The 15,689-nt window shown below is 49.4% G+C and carries 15 protein-coding genes and 1 pseudogene; 7 read left to right on the top strand and 9 right to left on the bottom strand.

Features of this window, described 5'->3' with window-relative positions:
- Positions 1-6: 6 nt before the first annotated feature.
- The 7 genes and pseudogenes from BZK42_RS22110 to BZK42_RS22080 form a co-directional block, all read right to left on the bottom strand.
- Positions 7-1,653 carry a ShlB/FhaC/HecB family hemolysin secretion/activation protein gene (locus tag BZK42_RS22110; protein ID WP_080860217.1) on the bottom strand — a complete coding sequence of 549 codons (1,647 nt, stop codon included), beginning with the start codon at positions 1,651-1,653 and terminating at the stop codon, positions 7-9.
- A gap of 206 nt (positions 1,654-1,859) precedes the next feature.
- Entirely contained in the window at positions 1,860-2,051 is a 192-nt protein-coding gene (locus BZK42_RS22105; RefSeq protein ID WP_143329723.1) for a hypothetical protein, read from the bottom strand.
- A gap of 505 nt (positions 2,052-2,556) precedes the next feature.
- Positions 2,557-2,850 carry a type II toxin-antitoxin system RelE/ParE family toxin gene (locus BZK42_RS22100; RefSeq protein WP_080860215.1) on the bottom strand — a complete coding sequence of 98 codons (294 nt, stop codon included), beginning with the start codon at positions 2,848-2,850 and terminating at the stop codon, positions 2,557-2,559.
- A gap of 2 nt (positions 2,851-2,852) precedes the next feature.
- Positions 2,853-3,122 carry a type II toxin-antitoxin system Phd/YefM family antitoxin gene (locus tag BZK42_RS22095; RefSeq protein ID WP_080860213.1) on the bottom strand — a complete coding sequence of 90 codons (270 nt, stop codon included), beginning with the start codon at positions 3,120-3,122 and terminating at the stop codon, positions 2,853-2,855.
- 166 nt (positions 3,123-3,288) lie between these two features.
- A pseudogene (locus BZK42_RS22090) lies at positions 3,289-3,483 on the bottom strand (transposase); the annotation flags it as partial.
- 169 nt (positions 3,484-3,652) lie between these two features.
- Complete coding sequence (gene ivy / locus BZK42_RS22085; RefSeq protein ID WP_080860211.1) at positions 3,653-4,099, bottom strand: Ivy family C-type lysozyme inhibitor; 447 nt, start codon at positions 4,097-4,099, stop codon at positions 3,653-3,655.
- A 65-nt stretch (positions 4,100-4,164) separates the two neighbouring features.
- Positions 4,165-4,929, bottom strand: coding sequence for an IclR family transcriptional regulator (locus BZK42_RS22080; RefSeq protein ID WP_080860210.1), 765 nt, complete (start codon positions 4,927-4,929; stop codon positions 4,165-4,167).
- A 243-nt stretch (positions 4,930-5,172) separates the two neighbouring features.
- Between BZK42_RS22080 and BZK42_RS22075 the strand changes: the two genes are divergently transcribed.
- The 6 genes from BZK42_RS22075 to BZK42_RS22050 all read left to right on the top strand — a co-directional run bounded on the left by BZK42_RS22075 (position 5,173) and on the right by BZK42_RS22050 (position 12,726).
- Positions 5,173-6,072 (top strand): dihydrodipicolinate synthase family protein, encoded by a 900-nt coding sequence (locus BZK42_RS22075; protein WP_080860208.1) that lies wholly within the window; start codon positions 5,173-5,175, stop codon positions 6,070-6,072.
- 16 nt (positions 6,073-6,088) lie between these two features.
- Positions 6,089-7,606, top strand: coding sequence for a UxaA family hydrolase (locus tag BZK42_RS22070; protein ID WP_080860206.1), 1,518 nt, complete (start codon positions 6,089-6,091; stop codon positions 7,604-7,606).
- 63 nt (positions 7,607-7,669) lie between these two features.
- Entirely contained in the window at positions 7,670-8,677 is a 1,008-nt protein-coding gene (locus tag BZK42_RS22065) for a PdxA family dehydrogenase (protein ID WP_080860205.1), read from the top strand.
- Positions 8,678-9,039: 362 nt separating this feature from the next.
- Complete coding sequence (locus BZK42_RS22060; RefSeq protein ID WP_346190202.1) at positions 9,040-10,398, top strand: GntT/GntP/DsdX family permease; 1,359 nt, start codon at positions 9,040-9,042, stop codon at positions 10,396-10,398.
- Positions 10,399-10,458: 60 nt separating this feature from the next.
- Entirely contained in the window at positions 10,459-11,760 is a 1,302-nt protein-coding gene (locus BZK42_RS22055) for an MFS transporter (RefSeq protein WP_080860204.1), read from the top strand.
- A gap of 9 nt (positions 11,761-11,769) precedes the next feature.
- Positions 11,770-12,726, top strand: coding sequence for an amidohydrolase family protein (locus BZK42_RS22050; RefSeq protein WP_080860203.1), 957 nt, complete (start codon positions 11,770-11,772; stop codon positions 12,724-12,726).
- Positions 12,727-13,236: 510 nt separating this feature from the next.
- Here the strand turns inward: BZK42_RS22050 and BZK42_RS22045 are convergent.
- Positions 13,237-14,124 (bottom strand): DMT family transporter, encoded by an 888-nt coding sequence (locus BZK42_RS22045; protein WP_158083375.1) that lies wholly within the window; start codon positions 14,122-14,124, stop codon positions 13,237-13,239.
- Positions 14,125-14,407: 283 nt separating this feature from the next.
- On the opposite strand from BZK42_RS22045, the gene BZK42_RS28465 reads away from it, so the two are divergent.
- Positions 14,408-14,611, top strand: a complete 204-nt coding sequence (locus tag BZK42_RS28465) for a hypothetical protein (protein ID WP_143329722.1) — start codon at positions 14,408-14,410, stop codon at positions 14,609-14,611.
- A gap of 243 nt (positions 14,612-14,854) precedes the next feature.
- Here the strand turns inward: BZK42_RS28465 and BZK42_RS22040 are convergent, their stop codons facing one another.
- Complete coding sequence (locus BZK42_RS22040) at positions 14,855-15,511, bottom strand: MgtC/SapB family protein (protein WP_080860266.1); 657 nt, start codon at positions 15,509-15,511, stop codon at positions 14,855-14,857.
- Between the last annotated feature and the right edge of the window lie 178 nt (positions 15,512-15,689).

Here is a 15,689-nt window from a genome sequence, read left to right as displayed (position 1 = left end):
TTGTCCTTAATACCGCCAGCTCACTGAAAACCCGGTGGTTATCCGGCTGGTTTTAAATCCGTCCGGTCTGGACAGGGGACGCCCCATAAACATGTCGTAACTTAAACCGGTTATTCCGGGGCTACCCCTCACCCCCAATACACCACCGGCCAGGTGTCTGCCGGGAAGGTATTCCGCTCCGTGACCGCTGACAGAACCATAATCCAGCCCCAGATACAGTGCCTGCTGTGGTACGGGGAGCTGCCAGACCAGCTCATTGCGGGAATATCCGCCATTGTCAGCGCTAAGTGTCCGTTCACCGTCAAATCCCCTGACCGTCCAGCGGTTCCCGATGGAGAACTGTTCCTGTGATGCCAGCGGCGTTGAACTTATCTGGCGCAGATACTGTGTGCTGAAATTAAAGGACTGCCCGCGGAACGTGAAAGGTATTGTCAGGCCGGCATTCCATGTGAGAATTTTGCCAAGCCCGGTGGCCTCGCCATATTCTTCTCCCGGAACTGGCTGGGCGCCAAACCAGCGGGTTCCCCGTTGCCAGCTGATGCCCGCATCCAGGGTGGTGCTGCCGATGTAGTGACGGTGGGTGAATCCGATACGCCAGGCACTGGTGGTTGTGCGCTGTACGTCTGTTTCAGTGTCATTAATGTACTGGCGGCTTTCCCGGGTCAGTACGTCATAGCTGAGTGTGTCTTTCCAGGATTCGTTACGGTACAGCACCCGGCTGAGCTGCATGCCGAGGTTTTTCTGCGTGCCGCTGTAACGGGTGTCAGCGTCAAATCCCGCCACAGTCTGGGTGTAATCGCTCTCTGAGGCACTGAAGCTCCAGAGCCAGTAACCGAACGGAATGGCGTAATAACCGGAAAGGCTTTGTGAGTTTTTACGCCCGGAAAATTTCAGGTCGTGGGTACCGGAGATAAAGAAGGTGTCGCTGAGGGACAGGGGATTATCCAGCCACAGTGTGGCGGTTCCCTGGTATCGTCCGGTTTCCTGTTGCCCGGCGTCATCTATATCCAGACCGATACGCCAGATACGGGACTGGTGACGCGTGATCACTATATCGCTTTCTCCGGGCAGATTGCCTGGCACAATTGCCAGCTCTGCCTCAACGGACGGCGGACGCTGCAGATTCTCCATACCCTGCTCAATATCCCGTAAATCAAGCAAATGACCGTGACGGGCAGGCATGGCGTTCCACAGATGAATGTAACCGCTGCTGCCGGGTGCCAGACGAACATCGCCGAGCCGGCCCGGAACAATCTGCAGATGCAGGGTACCCTGCCGGAGATCCTGCCCGGGAACCAGCACCCGGCTGGTGACCCAGCCATATGAGCCGAGTCTGTCCTGTATCCTGCCAGCAAGTTGTGTAATCCCCCTGATTCCCAGGCATTTACCACGGATCTGCTGAGTGAATGAAGAGAGAGGAACCCAGTGAGGAAAATTGTCACGGCCCTGGATATCAATATATGTGAGAGGAAAACAGGGGGATTCAGCCGGAAATGTTAACGACGTGTTCTCAGGTGTTTTCCCGGGAGCGAGACGGACATCAGGTATGGCAGGGACAAGTTTTTCCTGCAGCGCTTTCTGCTGAGCCTGCTGATGCAACACAGACTGGCTGGTTGTCGCTTTTGCTGACAGACAAAACAAAGCAGATAGCATAACAACTCCTGCACCCGGGTTTTTATATCTCATTTCCATAAGTCATATTTACAGTCCCTTTACATTATTAACAGGCTATTATTTGCAGATTAATATTGTCAATGGCTAAAAAATGATCATGAAAAGTTGTTGTTAGCGTGGGATAATTTTATGAAACAACACTCATTGTGCTATTCCTCTCATTCTCAGGCTTAGCCACACCGGAGTTACTGGCCGTGCTGCTTCGCGAGTTGACCGGGAGAAGGCAATGATAAACCCTGGTGAATGCCGTTCATGCTCAGTGAACATCCTGACTGGGATACTTTTGCTGACGCGGTTAACCGCCCGGTTGCGTTTTTACCGGCGGCGGTATGTGCTTCTTTCAGCAGGCGATCGATGGAGGACGCGTTGATTTTCATAAGCTGATCGCGGAGTACCGGATTCAGACTGAGGTGCCCGTGTTTCTCCATTGTCGGAATGAGCTGGGGCAGTAACGCTTTGAGACGTTTTCCGCATAAGCGATCTGAAGCTTCCCAGCGGACAATCAGAGCCTGTTGAACGGCTGCTCCATAAACCGAACGGCCGGGGCGGAGCGATGCTGTTGGCTACCGTTGGTGACAGCACCGTTCAGCAACCGTATTGCTGATTTACGATGGTAACCACAGATTAGTATGAACTCGGTTTTGCTGGCTACCTGATAGCGTGTTGTCAGCCCCGTAGCAACTGGTGACGGGTATCCATTGGCAACAATGCATTACTCACGGGGACACCTCTGTATGATTATTTATCACACAGCTAAAGTAACAATTTTGATGAGGCAACAGTGCGAGTTCGGTGACAAAAATGCTGAGTCAATGCGCCGGACTGAGTTATTGTCGTCTCATAGGGAGGTAATAAAATGAACAATAGCGACAGCCCCGTTAATTACAGGTAGTTATGTGGATCTTGTGTCTGGTGTAATACTGCCAACACCTCAATACCAGCCGGAACTTCGCGGTAATAGATAATATGGCTCTCAACAGGGAAACTCCGTACACCAACATGAAGATCCTCACTACGATCACGTCCGGGGGATGGGTGCCGATCAAGAATATCTGTCATAGTCACACGCAAGGAATTAGCGTAAGCCTCTGCTATGCTAACTCCCCACCGGCGTAAGGAATACAGTTTTATGGCGCGAATATGCTCTCTGGCCTTCCTGGTAAATTTAACGCTCATCCCTAAGCTTTACCTTCAAGTTCATCGACCGTAAAGGGAGCAAACACATCATCAATACTGTGCAGCTCTCCACGATCAGCTTGTGCAATAGATTCAACCAAAATGGCTTTTAAACTCTGTAACTTAAGCTGTGCAAACTGATCATACTCTTCAGGAGAAATGACCACGGCCACACGCTTACCATGCTTACTAATCTCTACCGGCTCACGCTGAACTTTCATAAGCAGATCACCGAACTGATTTTTAGCTAGTTGAGCGGGAATGACTTCCATAAATCACCTACCGTTTAAAATGGCTCGAATGGTCAGTATAGCCAAAATAACCGATAAGCACCAGTAAGCGGAGCTATGGGGTTTGGGCAGTAACGGCGTTTACTGTTTCGTTGCTCCCCAAACCCCCATCACGCCATTCCTGGAAACGTCGGTGTGCGGAACTCTATGAACATATCCCAGTAGCGTTCAGGGCATTCCACTGGTATCCGGTCCTGAGAACGAAGAATATGGCATCCATGGCAGCACGGTTATCAACACGTTTACGATGAGTACCGAGCGGATGATGGGACTTGTGCTCGGGGATAAGCGGTGCCATTTTCTCCCAAAGCTCATCGCTTATCCGCCACCTGTTGCCCGTCATATTTTTACCTCCAGAAATTATCAGTTACGACATTCTGACAATCCCTTCTGGGATAGGTTCTTATACTGAGCCCGTCGATTAACACCTTATCCCTACTTTAAGGTTCATTTTCACACATAATCGTACCTTCTATGTATTAAATCTTGGGAGATATAACAGTGCTTACTTATTATTTAAAATTGAAACTATCAGGGTGATTATCAAGGCTGCCTGTCAGTGCTGCGAACAGGACTGTCTTCCCATCAATCGACAAATCATCAGGTATATTTAACCACTGTAGTTTTTCATTACCTGTTTTCTCATCTATCGAGGATAAAACACCTGCTATTTTTTTCGTTTCCGTGGCGTAAAGCACGGCGATTCGCTGTGAACCACAATCATGCGGTTTGCATGAATTCAGCACCAGATACTGATTGCCTGCTATGTTGACTTTCTGACCCTGAGAGTCAGTTCCCCCCTGAGTTACCCATTTGGGTAAGTGCTGGTTAGCCGCCATTTTCTGAAACTCCGCCTTTGTATCCTGATCTGCCGCCAGTTTACTGATGGTTAGTTCATCTTGCGCATACGCGGATGTGGTCAAACCTGCGAGGAATAGTGCAATGAGTGTTTTTTTCATAAAATTATCCTTAGCTTATCAGGTGCGCTGTAAAACCCCGTCCTTTGGGCGGGGAGGATGTCAATTCAGATAAATTTTAACTTTGCTGACAGTTCCTGGCATGCCTCAAGAACCAGGCTGGAATAGTACGGAATTCTTTCCTTAGGCAGCTGAACCTCCACTCCACTGACGCTAATTGCGGCCACAGCCTCCTGCGCCCGGTTGAAGACTGGCGCAGCAATACAGTAAATTCCCGGTGAGTCCTCCGCATTATCAAAAGCCCATCCCTGCTCACGAATATGCGCAAATTCCTGCATCAGATCAGACTTACAGGTGATAGTGGTATCCGTATAGCGCGGCAAGGTTTCATCCGGTAACAGCGTATCAATGGTCTCCTGCGGTAACCACGCACACAGAGCCTTACCTACCCCAGAACTGTGGAGTGGCAGTTTCTTGCCCACCCATGTCTTTATCCCTATTGGCTGGGCGCTTTCAAGCTTCAGGATATAAATGGGCGCAACTTCATCAAGGATCCCCAGGTGGCAGATAAGGTCTGTACTGTCCCTCAGCTTTTCCAGCACCGGCCTGGCCACCTTACTGATGTCGAACTGTTCCAGGGAGCGGTTTCCCCATTCATACAGCTTCAGTCCCAGAAAAAAACGGCCTCTTTCCTGGCGTAAAAAGTGATGTTCAACCAGTGCATTCAGTAAAGATGAAGTACTGCTTTTGGGCAGTCCCAGATCCTGCTGGATCTGACTGAAGGTGGCACCAGGGCATTTAAAAAGATAATTGCAAATCCTGGCCGTTTTATCGAGTGCAGGTACGGATGTTTTACTGGTTTGATTATTCATAGAGGAAAATGTTCTTCAATTCATAGCCACTTGGAGTATACCCCGGTCAGTTCCGGAGCCCAGAACCGCCTTCTTCTGGTGTTATACATCATTTCCGGTTACGGGTATCCCGCTATAAATCTGACATAACTCACAGTTATCAGCTTGCGTTGTAAAACCCTTTGACTCCCGGAACCGAATTCTGCTGTACTAAATTCAATGAGCGGAACTATAGTTCCATATATTGAACTAAATGAGGCTGGTATGTCAACGAAATTCAGGGGTATTTTCCCTCCCGTTCCTTCCATTGTCGATGAACAGGGGGAGCTGGATAAAACAGGCATGGCCCGGATGCTTGATCATGTTATTGAAAGTCGGGCTGACGGGATGCTAATCCTGGGCAGTGGAGGCGAGTTCTCACAGTTTTCGTCCCGGCAGCGAAAAGAGATAGCGGCATTTTGCCTGCGTCATGTGGACGGCAGAGTACCGGTTCTGGTGGGTATCGCCTGTGCAGGGACTGCAGAGACCATTGATCTGGGCCGCCATGCGCAGGAGCACGGTGCTGATGGCGTGCTGGTTGTAAACCCGTACTATGCAAAACTCAGCGATGACGCCCGGTTCATGCATTACAAACATATTGCTGACGCGCTCGACACGCCGGTATTTCTCTATAACTTCCCGGACCTGACCGGCCAGGATATTGGTCTCGATGTTATTACCCGGCTGGCCAGAGAAGTGCCGAACATCGTGGGTATCAAGGACACAATTGATAACATCAGCCATACCCGGGAAATCATCAACCGTGTGCATGCCTTTCGCCCGGATTTCATTGTCTTCAGCGGATATGACGAATATATGCTGGATACCCTGCTGCTGGGTGGCCACGGCGGCATTCCGGCCACATTCAACTTTGCGCCGGGTATCACCCGGGGTATTTATCAGGCTTTTCAGGATAACGATCTGGAGAAGGCCCGTTATTTTCAGCAGCAACTGGCAAAACTTTCTCCGCTGTACGCGCTGGAGCAGCCTTTCTTTGGTGTGATAAAAACCGCCATCAGGCTGAGTGGGCTGGATATATCTACCGCCGTTGTGGCACCGGCATTGCCGCTCAGCGATGAAAAAACTGCTCAGGTGAAAGCCATTCTGGCACACATTCACCAGTGATCATGAGGGTCGTAAGATGAATAACAGTCCGGTACTCAGATTAAACGCCGCAGATGATGTTGTGATTGCCCGACAGGAACTTCCGGCAGGAAGCTGGCTGGAAGCTGAAGGTCTGGAAACACGCGACCACATTCCGGCCGGCCACAAAATTGCCCTTCGGGATATTACAGCCGGCAGTGTGGTTAAGCGCTATGGACAGATTATCGGTTTTGCCACCCGTGACATCCGGCAGGGTGAACATATTCATGTGCACAATCTCGGTATGGGCAATTTTGAGCGGGACTATGCCTGGGGAGTGGACAGTCACCCTCCGGAACGCGATGCACATCAGGATACCTTTATGGGGATCCGCAGAGCGGACGGGCGGGTGGCAACCCGCAATTTTATCGGGGTACTGAGTTCAGTGAACTGCAGTGCAACCGTTGTCAGGGCTATTGAAGATCATTTCCGTTCCCGCGGCCTCAGTGATTTCCCGAATGTGGATGGCATTGTGGCCCTACCACAAAGTTTTGGCTGTGCCTTTGGGTCTGACAGTGAAATGATGACGATCATGCGGCGGACGATTGCGGGCTATGCCACCCATGTGAACTTTGCCGGGATTGTGATCGTGGGCCTGGGGTGCGAATCCTTCCAGATTAAGGACATGATGAATGCCCATAAACTGCACGAAGGCGCGATGTTCCATACCCTGACCATTCAGGAGAGCGGCGGGACACGTAATGCTATTGAGAAAGGCATTTCCCTCATTCTCGACATGCTGCCGGAAGCCAACCGGGTTAAACGTGAGCCGGTGCCGGTATCGGAAATCATTCTTGCCCTCGAATGTGGTGGCTCTGACAGCTATTCCGGCATCTCCGCTAATCCGGCTCTCGGATACGCTGTGGACCGGCTGGTTCGCCAGGGGGGAACCGCAATACTGTCAGAGACCTCTGAAATTTATGGTGCTGAACATCTCCTGACGCGCCGGGCCATCAGCCGCGAAGTAGGTGAAAAACTGATCCGCCGGATTAAGTGGTGGGAGGACTACTGTGAGCGTACAGGGAGTGAAATGAATAATAACCCGTCAGCCGGAAACAAAGCGGGCGGTCTGACCACGGTACTGGAAAAATCGCTGGGAGGTATTGCCAAAGCCGGTACGACCAGCCTGATGGAAGTGTACGAGTACGCCGAACCGGTCACCGCAAAAGGTTTTGTCTTTATGGACACCCCCGGATATGACCCGATGGCCGTCACCGGGCAAATCGCCGGCGGGGCAAATCTGGTGTGTTTTACCACCGGCCGGGGATCAGCCTTCGGCTCTAAACCGACACCCTGCCTGAAAATTGCGACCAACAATACTCTGTGGCGCCGTCAGCAGGATGATATGGATGTGAACTGCGGCACCATTGTGGAAGGCGAGGAAACAATTGAACAGGCCGGAGAGCGAATTTATCAGAGAATTATCGAGATGGCCTCGGGTGCCCGGACGCGAAGTGAAGAACTCGGTTATGGCAGCCAGGAATTTGTCCCCTGGATAATGAATGCAATTATGTAATAACCGTTGACCTGGCATGTCAGGAAACGCAACACGAAATTTTGGAAAACACAGAGGTGAATAATGGAACGTAAACCTGTTCTGGGGATATTTCTGGGTGAAGCAGCCGGAATTGGTCCTGAGCTGATTGCTAAAGTGGTGGCAGATGGCACCGTTTATAAGTACTGCCGACCGGTCCTGATTGGTGACGCCCGGGTTATGGCGCTTGGTCAAAAAATTGCCGGCGTGGATTTTCAGTGGGATGTCATCAGCGACCCGTCCGATGCGGACTGGAATACCGGGAATATTCCGCTGCTGGATTTGAAAAACTTTGATCCTGAATATCTGAAAATGGGCACCATTGATACCCGCTCCGGCCACGCGACGGGCGAGTCACTGGTGACCTGCATGTCATTACTTAAATCCGGAAAGATTGACGGTTTTGTCTTCGCCCCACTGAATAAAGAAGCGTTCAAGAAAGGCGGCTGGGATATCGAGGATGAACATTATCTCTTTGCTGAACAGCTGGGATGCCTGGACAGACCGCGTGGGTTGCTGAACGTGCTCGATGACCTCTGGGTATTTCGTGTGACCGGGCACATCCCATTTAAAGATATTGCCAGCCATATTACACCTGAAAATGTCAGCCGCTCGGTCCAGTTATGCTACGACACATTACGCATGGCGGCCATTGAAAATCCACGAATCGCGGTTGCAGCCCTGAATCCTCATGCCGGCGATGGCGGCACCTGCGGTAAGGAAGAAATTGACGTTCTTATCCCGGTCATTGAAAGCTTTCGTGAAAAAGGGATGGATATGTACGGCCCGGTACCGGGTGATACCGTTTTTATTCATGCGTTTAATCATGAATACGATGCGGTTGTAACCCTGTTCCATGACCAGGGGCAGATAGCCACCAAACTGCATGCTTTTGACGTGGGGATCACCGTGGCAGCAGGATTACCGTTTGCTATCACAACGCCGGAACACGGTACTGCATTTGATATTGCAGGCAAGGGCGTGGCAAAAACGCTGGCAACAGAACGCGCTATTGCTGTTGCGGCCAGAATGGCTTCCACTACACATAAATAAGGAATTAAAACACTCCTGTCAGGCGTGCTGGAAAAACGGGTGTCATCTGCATTGTTATAATCCTTTATAAAGATGCACCCGATAAAATAATTATATAAGTATATTAACTTTTTTATCAAAAAAACGGCATACCTCTCTCTGAGGCTATCGATAATAAATAAGGGGCGCAAAATAAGAGATTAATAAAGTTTTTAATATATTGCACTCATCATCAGAATAAACCTCATACATCCGATGATGGCTGAAATTAATAACGTACCAACATAAAATTATTGTATCAACCAGACAACAAAAATACAGACAAGGCCGGTTTATATCTGCATATATTCCGGTGTAGTCACTCACAGTTGAGGAGAACCTCCGTGCATTCAACTTCATTTGTGGTAATAAGCGGACTCATTGCGATTGTCCTTCTTATTATCTTAATCACCCGATTAAAGATTCACCCTTTTTTTTCCCTGCTCATATCATCCATCTTTTTAGGTATAGTGAATGATATTGGTGTAACAAAAAGCGTGACAACCTTTACGCATGGCTTCGGCAGTCAGTTGTCTGTCACTGGCGTAGTCATTGGCCTGGGCGCGATGCTGGGCGGACTGCTGGTACAGTCAGGCGGTGGGGACAAAATTGCTGATATCATTATAGGATCACGAAAACTCGTCTGGATGCCTTTGAGTGTCGGTCTGGTTTCGCTGATCATTGGTTTACCTAATCTGTTTGAAGTCACCTTTGTGCTGATGGTCCCCCTCGTTTTTTCTATCACCAAACGACTGAATGTGCCTGTTCTCACCGTGGCGATACCAATGTCTGCTGGATTGATGACTGCTCACGCATTGCTGCCACCGGGTCCGGCTACGATTATTGCCGCAACAGCCTACAACGCCAGTATCGGTGAAACAACACTCTACGGGGTGATCATCAGCGTGCCTGTGCTACTTTCAGGGGCCTATCTTTTCCCGAAACTTATGCGTCGCCATCTTGACGTGGGTAAACCTCTGGAGCTTAACGGTCCTGATCACGGGCATGAGGTAAACGGAAAACCGGTTCGTCAGCCATCACTGGCTGTCGCACTGACAACAGTAATGATTGCGCCGTTTCTGATGATTATTGGTACTATCGGTCTTGATTTCCTGCCGAAAACAGGCGTAGTAACAGAAATATTCCAGGCCATTGGTAACCCGGTGATTACTCTTGGTCTTGCGCTGATTTATGCCATGATTTTTCTGGGCCGTGCTGCCGGCTTCAGCAATGAAGGCATTCTGGCTATCAGCAAGAAAAGCATCGTACCGATTGTAGGTCTGTTGCTGATTATCGGTGGCGGTGGTGGTCTCAAGAATGTGCTTACTGCAATCGGTCTGAGTGACATCATCAGCAGTCTGGCTAATGACTGGTCTATCCCCCCTCTGTTATTTGCATGGCTTGTGGCTGCTGTTTTTCGTATTGCGCTGGGTTCCGGGACTGTTGCGGTATCCGCATCAGGCGGAATTGTGGCAGCCCTACTGGCAGCACATCCAGACACGAATGCAGCCCTGCTTGTGCTATCCACCACAACGGGTGCAATGATTTTTTCGCATGTAAGCGACGGAGCATTCTGGCTGTTCAAAGAGTATTTTGGGCTGACCGTTCCACAAACTATCCGTACCTGGAGCTATCTGGTCACCGTACAGTCAGTTGTTGGGCTTATCGGGGTTCTCATCCTCGGGGCCATTATTGGTTCGTAATACAGGAACAGCATCCAGTTTAAATTAAAAAAGTACATTATTAATTTGAAGGGGCCAGCCATGTCATCCAGTAATAAACTAATAAACTCTGTTTCAGAGTGCAAGATTCAAAAGCCAACCAATATAAGATGGCGGATATTTTTCGTTCTCTTCCTTCTTGTTGTTGTCAGTATGATTGACAGGGCCTCGATATCGATAGCGATGCCCACTATTGCTAAAGACCTGGGCTTAAGTGATACCATGCAGGGGCTGATCCTGAGTGGTTTTTTCTGGACTTATGCCTGCATGCAGATCCCTGGGGGATTCCTGGCGGATAAGTTTGGCGCAAGGGTTATACTGACTTTATCTGCAGTCCTCTGGGGTATTGCAGAAGCACTGCTAGGACTCTGTCCAACAGGCTTTGCTTTACTTGCTGCCAATCTGTTACTCGGTGCAAGTGAAGCACCAGTATTTCCGTCCGGAGCCAGACTCAATGCTATCTGGTTAAACAAAAATGAAAGAGCGCGAGGGGCCACACTAATGGATGCCGGTGGTCCATTTGGTGCCGCTATTGGTGGAATATTAGTCGCCGAAATGATTCTGTATTTTTCATCATGGCGGATTACTTTCATTATCTGTGGTGTTGCTGCAGTTGTTCTTGGACTGATAGCCTACTGGATTATTCGTGACAAACCAGAAGACTCACCTAAAGTAAATGACGGTGAACTGGAAATCATTAATCTTGATCGTACTGAAAATGAGGTTGTTGAAGAAAATAAGGAGCCACTGCTAAAAATTATTCCGCTGCGTTCCTTCACAGGTATGTTGCTGGGTCGTTGTTCCTGGGCCATGTGCTTCTTTGGTTTATTAACATGGGGGCCGGGATATCTGACACGAGCATTAAATCTGGATTTAAAGTCCGTTGGATTTGCCACGATGATAATTTTCTGTGCAGGGGGATGTGGCAGCCTTTGTGGTGGCTGGCTTGCGGACAAATTATCAAGCAAAGGTTTAGGTCGGGGTCGGTCGTGCAAGCTATTGCTGACAATTTCAGGCGTTTGTACACTTTTAGCATTTGCGGTATTGCCGAGCATCCCGGATGTCAAAACATCCATTATTCTTCTGTCCTGCGCTGCATTTGTATTAATGTGGGGAAGCATGTACTGGACATTTCCTCCATTGCTGGCTCCACGCTCCCGGGTTGCAACGGTGGGCGGTATGATGAATATGGCTGGAAGTGTTGGAGGGATCTGTATTCCATTAATAGTTGGACTTATTTTAGACCTGACAGGTTCATTTGATCCGGTACTCTACTTTTTCGCAGGTTGTGCTGTAATATTCATTATTATGACAAATATTATTGACTTACGTCATGTACGCTAGGAGGTAAATATGAATACTGAAAAAATGAAATTATATGATGGTCCGGTCATTGACGCTCATCATCATTTCTGGGACCCGATTAAAAATGACCATCCGTGGCTGAAGCCCGATGTGTTGATCCCTTTTCGATATGGTGACTATACCGCCATTAAGAAAAAGTATTACCCGGAAGATTATTTCCTGGATGTCGGAAATATTAATGTTGTGGAAACCTGCTATATGGAAACAGAATGGGACCCAACAGACCCGTGTGGTGAAAGTGATTTTATTACCTCGGTGGCAAAAAAGACGGGGTATCCTAATGCTGTTGTCGGCCAGGCCTGGTTACACCATGATGACACTGAGTCTGTATTGAAAATGCAGAGCGAATACGAACTCATGCGCAGTATCCGGCATAAACCGGAAGGTCCTGACAAACCTGAAGATGTAGGGCAGTACACCACTCTGATGAGTAATGAAAAATGGCGATATGGTTATTCATTACTTGCAAAATATAATCTGATGTTTGATCTACAGACTCCGTGGTGGAATTTACATGAAGCGGTTAAACTGGCCAATGATTTCCCAGATACGATGATAATCCTGAACCATACGGGACTACCCGCCCAGCGTTCTGTTGAAGGTCTTGCCGGATGGCATTCAGCAATGGCCGCTTTAGCCGAGTGCGAAAATGTTGTGGTGAAAGTATCAGGCATTGGTTTAAAGGGTATCCCCTGGTCGGTGGAAAATAATCTGTGGATTATCTCTGAAGTTTTATCAATGTTTGGCCCTGACAGAATCATGTTTGCAAGTAATTTTCCTGTGGATAGTCTTTGTGGTAGTTTCAGTGACATATTTCATGGGTTTATGACGGTGTGTGAAATGAAGGGATATTCTCATGCGGCACAACGGAAAATGTTTCATGATAACTGTAAACGTATTTACAGGACCATCCCGCCACATGAGATAAAAGAAAATAATAGTTAACTACAATATAATTGTACGACACATCAAATAAAGAGTGTTAACAATTTAAATAGATAACTCATAAATACTGAGACAGTATATCACTGGTCAGTGATGTCTTTTTCTGGATTTCGGTTATTATCAGGAACAAAGAGTACCTGAAAGCAGCTTTATGCCAGTATTTGTTGGCGACAGATCAATTACAGGGCATATGGATGTGAATAATTCTATACAGCCACAGATAAAATCTGTGGCTTTTTTATATATCTTCCTTCTGAAGGACTAAAACAGATAGAAACTTTTTGGCAATGTTTCGGGTATCTCTTTACTGATGTGATGATTGCAATCTGCTCATACGACAGGAGTCCTGATGCCCCCATTGGGGAATGATAAAAGATGCTACTGCAGGGTATCACCGCATGACCGTCATGCTGTGCCAGTCACATGGCGACCAGCTGGCACCAGGCCAGCTATGCCAGGTCATCCACAGGGCATTTGTTATAAGAAACAGTTAACCTCATCACTCCTTTGTCAACGAGTCATCAACGCTACGGCCAGCAGGACCATCAGGGTACCCGTCCAGTCAGCGGGACCAAAGGCAATATGTAGCAACAGAACCGACAGTACGGCGCTGACCAGTGGTTCAATACAGCAGATGGCGCTGGCGCGGGCGCTGCCAATTTTTCGTGCCCCGGACAGATACAGGCAGAAGGTCACGGCGGTACCCACCACAATCAGATACCCGGCGGACAGGATAGCCGGTAGCCCCCAGGAGTGGTATACCAGGGGTTCTGGTGTCAGGATGAAGAGCAGCACGCCACCAATAAACAGGCTCCAGCCCACTACCGGAATAGCCCCGTAGCGTCGGATAAGCGGTACCGGCCAGGTGACATAGAAGGCGGCAGCCAGGGAGGATATCAGTCCCCAGGTGAGGGCGGTCCGGGAAATTCGCAGTGACGTAAGGCTGCCGTGGGTCACCAGCAAAAAGGCCCCGGCGATAGCCAGACAGACGGCCAGAACCGTCCGCCATCCGGGCATCTGCCGGGTGAGCAGGCAGGAGGTCACCATTACGATGGCTGGGGAGGTGAACTGCAGGACTGTAGCGGTGGCGGCATCGGACGCGGCCACCGTCACCAGGAAGGTCAGTTGTACGGCCATGGCACCGGCCAGGGTAAAAAAAAGCAGAGAGAGAACATCACGCAGAGAGGTGAATATCCTCAGTAACTTTCTGCGTTCACGAAGGCCCCCGAAAATCAGCAACAGGCTGCCAGCCAGGCCCATACGCAGCATCGTCACCGTGGCCGGTGAACTGTGGGTCGTTTCCAGCAGGTACTGAGCACTGACGCCTGTGCTGCCCCACAAAGTAGCGGCAATGACAACGGACAGCGTCCCGACCCGCTGTAAACGGGCTTCTGACATAAAGAGTGTTTCCTGTGATTCAGCCATTGTGATTAAAACCGGAGTAAAAAAAGCGTTCCCTGGTCAGACAATTAACGCCTGTACACGTCCCCGTGTTTAACATTCTGCACGTCTGGTGTCTGAGGACCGGGTGGCAGAAACAGTGCTCAGTGAACAGCACACAGATCACTTTTTGTGTGGCGTTGTTTTTGAGGAATCTATCACATTTTATGTGGTTAATGTCGGATAATGATAAAAGAAAACCTTGAGGGGTATTTCCTTCAGGCCGACGGAGTACAGAAAAGTGAATAAGGATGACGATATCCCTCCTGGACCCCCGGTGATGGCGGTCCGCGAAGATAACATGAAGGTTCTTTCCCGACGCCAGCGGGCGCGCCGACATACCCTTTTTCGCCATCGTCTCTGCTGTGCGAATATTCTGCTGTTGATGTTGTTACTTATGGCGGCGTTGCTTGTTTTTAGCGGCTGGTTATCTCCGTTACTGTGAGACCAGGAAATGCGTCCCTGCATGACGGACACTTACGTATCGCCCAGGGGAAAAGGTTTCTGGCCCGGGCATTTCTTCTGGCTCAGACGGCGCGGGACAGCAGCTCTGCCAGAATATCCAGCGCCCGTGCGGCTTCACTTTTTCAGTGTCAGTTCGACGGTAATAGTATTGTCGGGTGAAAAAAGCGAATTAAGATCGATGAAATCTGTAATCATTTTGTCTCGTGGCATATCTGTGCTGGGTTCAACGGATAGTGACGGATTTTACCCCTTCAATGTTCAGCAAGGGCGGGGCAATCTCACTGACGGAGCGCCCGGGACGCAGCGTCAGCACCAGAAACAGCGTCCACGCGTTGTCCTCAGAGGTATTCTCTTTCAGGGAACGAAACGCAAAGCCGACAGGCATAGACTGAAGGGCGGTAAACACTCGGCAAACGCTTTCTGGCCTGAGTTTCACCTGTAATCCACAGTGCCGGCTCATCAGCCTGTTACTGAGCTGGCGGAAAACTTCCAGTACAATAAGCGTCAGAAAGGCTCCGTAGATCCCAATCTCATACAGGCCGCTACCAATGACCAGACCGATGGCGGCGGTGACCCACATTCCGGCTGCTGTTGTCAGGCCCTTGACGATTTGTTTCTGAATAATGATAGTTCCGGCGCCCAGAAATCCCATACCGCTGACCACCTGAGCGGCGATCCGGCTCGGATCCAGGGCCACATGATTTTCCCGGAGAATGTCTTCGAATCCGTATTTGGAGACGATCATGAACATGGCGCTGCCCATACCGACCAGGATGTGCGTCCTCAGGCCAGCTTCCTTGGCGCGTAACTGGCGCTCGATGCCAATCAGCCCCCCGAGAAAACCGGCGAGGGCAATTCTGATTAACAGATCCGTGATGATGGAAGAATCCATATTATGCGGCTCCTCAGGCAGACCGTGAGTGAATATGAAGAAACAGGCTAAAACTGAAGAGATATGATAAATGTGATTTAACTCGCGGAAAGCGGCAGTGTAGTTACATTTGTTGCTATTCCCCGGACTCAACTGGTCAACGAGTTATATTATTATTTGAACAGTC

This window comes from Citrobacter braakii (assembly GCF_002075345.1).
GTDB classification, from domain to species: domain Bacteria; phylum Pseudomonadota; class Gammaproteobacteria; order Enterobacterales; family Enterobacteriaceae; genus Citrobacter; species Citrobacter braakii.
The sequence above is the reverse complement of the archived record's forward strand: the minus strand, read 5'-3'. Positions and strand labels throughout refer to the sequence as shown.

Excerpts from the sequence above, each read along its gene's own strand:
- BZK42_RS22110 (WP_080860217.1), bottom strand. The coding sequence starts at position 1,653 with ATGCTATCTGCTTTGTTTTGTCTGTCAGCAAAAGCGACAACCAGCCAG.
- BZK42_RS22105 (WP_143329723.1), bottom strand. The coding sequence starts at position 2,051 with ATGAAAATCAACGCGTCCTCCATCGATCGCCTGCTGAAAGAAGCACAT.
- BZK42_RS22100 (WP_080860215.1), bottom strand. The coding sequence starts at position 2,850 with ATGAGCGTTAAATTTACCAGGAAGGCCAGAGAGCATATTCGCGCCATA.
- BZK42_RS22095 (WP_080860213.1), bottom strand. The coding sequence starts at position 3,122 with ATGGAAGTCATTCCCGCTCAACTAGCTAAAAATCAGTTCGGTGATCTG.
- ivy (WP_080860211.1), bottom strand. The coding sequence starts at position 4,099 with ATGAAAAAAACACTCATTGCACTATTCCTCGCAGGTTTGACCACATCC.
- BZK42_RS22080 (WP_080860210.1), bottom strand. The coding sequence starts at position 4,929 with ATGAATAATCAAACCAGTAAAACATCCGTACCTGCACTCGATAAAACG.
- BZK42_RS22075 (WP_080860208.1), top strand. The coding sequence starts at position 5,173 with ATGTCAACGAAATTCAGGGGTATTTTCCCTCCCGTTCCTTCCATTGTC.
- BZK42_RS22070 (WP_080860206.1), top strand. The coding sequence starts at position 6,089 with ATGAATAACAGTCCGGTACTCAGATTAAACGCCGCAGATGATGTTGTG.
- BZK42_RS22065 (WP_080860205.1), top strand. The coding sequence starts at position 7,670 with ATGGAACGTAAACCTGTTCTGGGGATATTTCTGGGTGAAGCAGCCGGA.
- BZK42_RS22055 (WP_080860204.1), top strand. The coding sequence starts at position 10,459 with ATGTCATCCAGTAATAAACTAATAAACTCTGTTTCAGAGTGCAAGATT.
- BZK42_RS22050 (WP_080860203.1), top strand. The coding sequence starts at position 11,770 with ATGAATACTGAAAAAATGAAATTATATGATGGTCCGGTCATTGACGCT.
- BZK42_RS22045 (WP_158083375.1), bottom strand. The coding sequence starts at position 14,124 with ATGTCAGAAGCCCGTTTACAGCGGGTCGGGACGCTGTCCGTTGTCATT.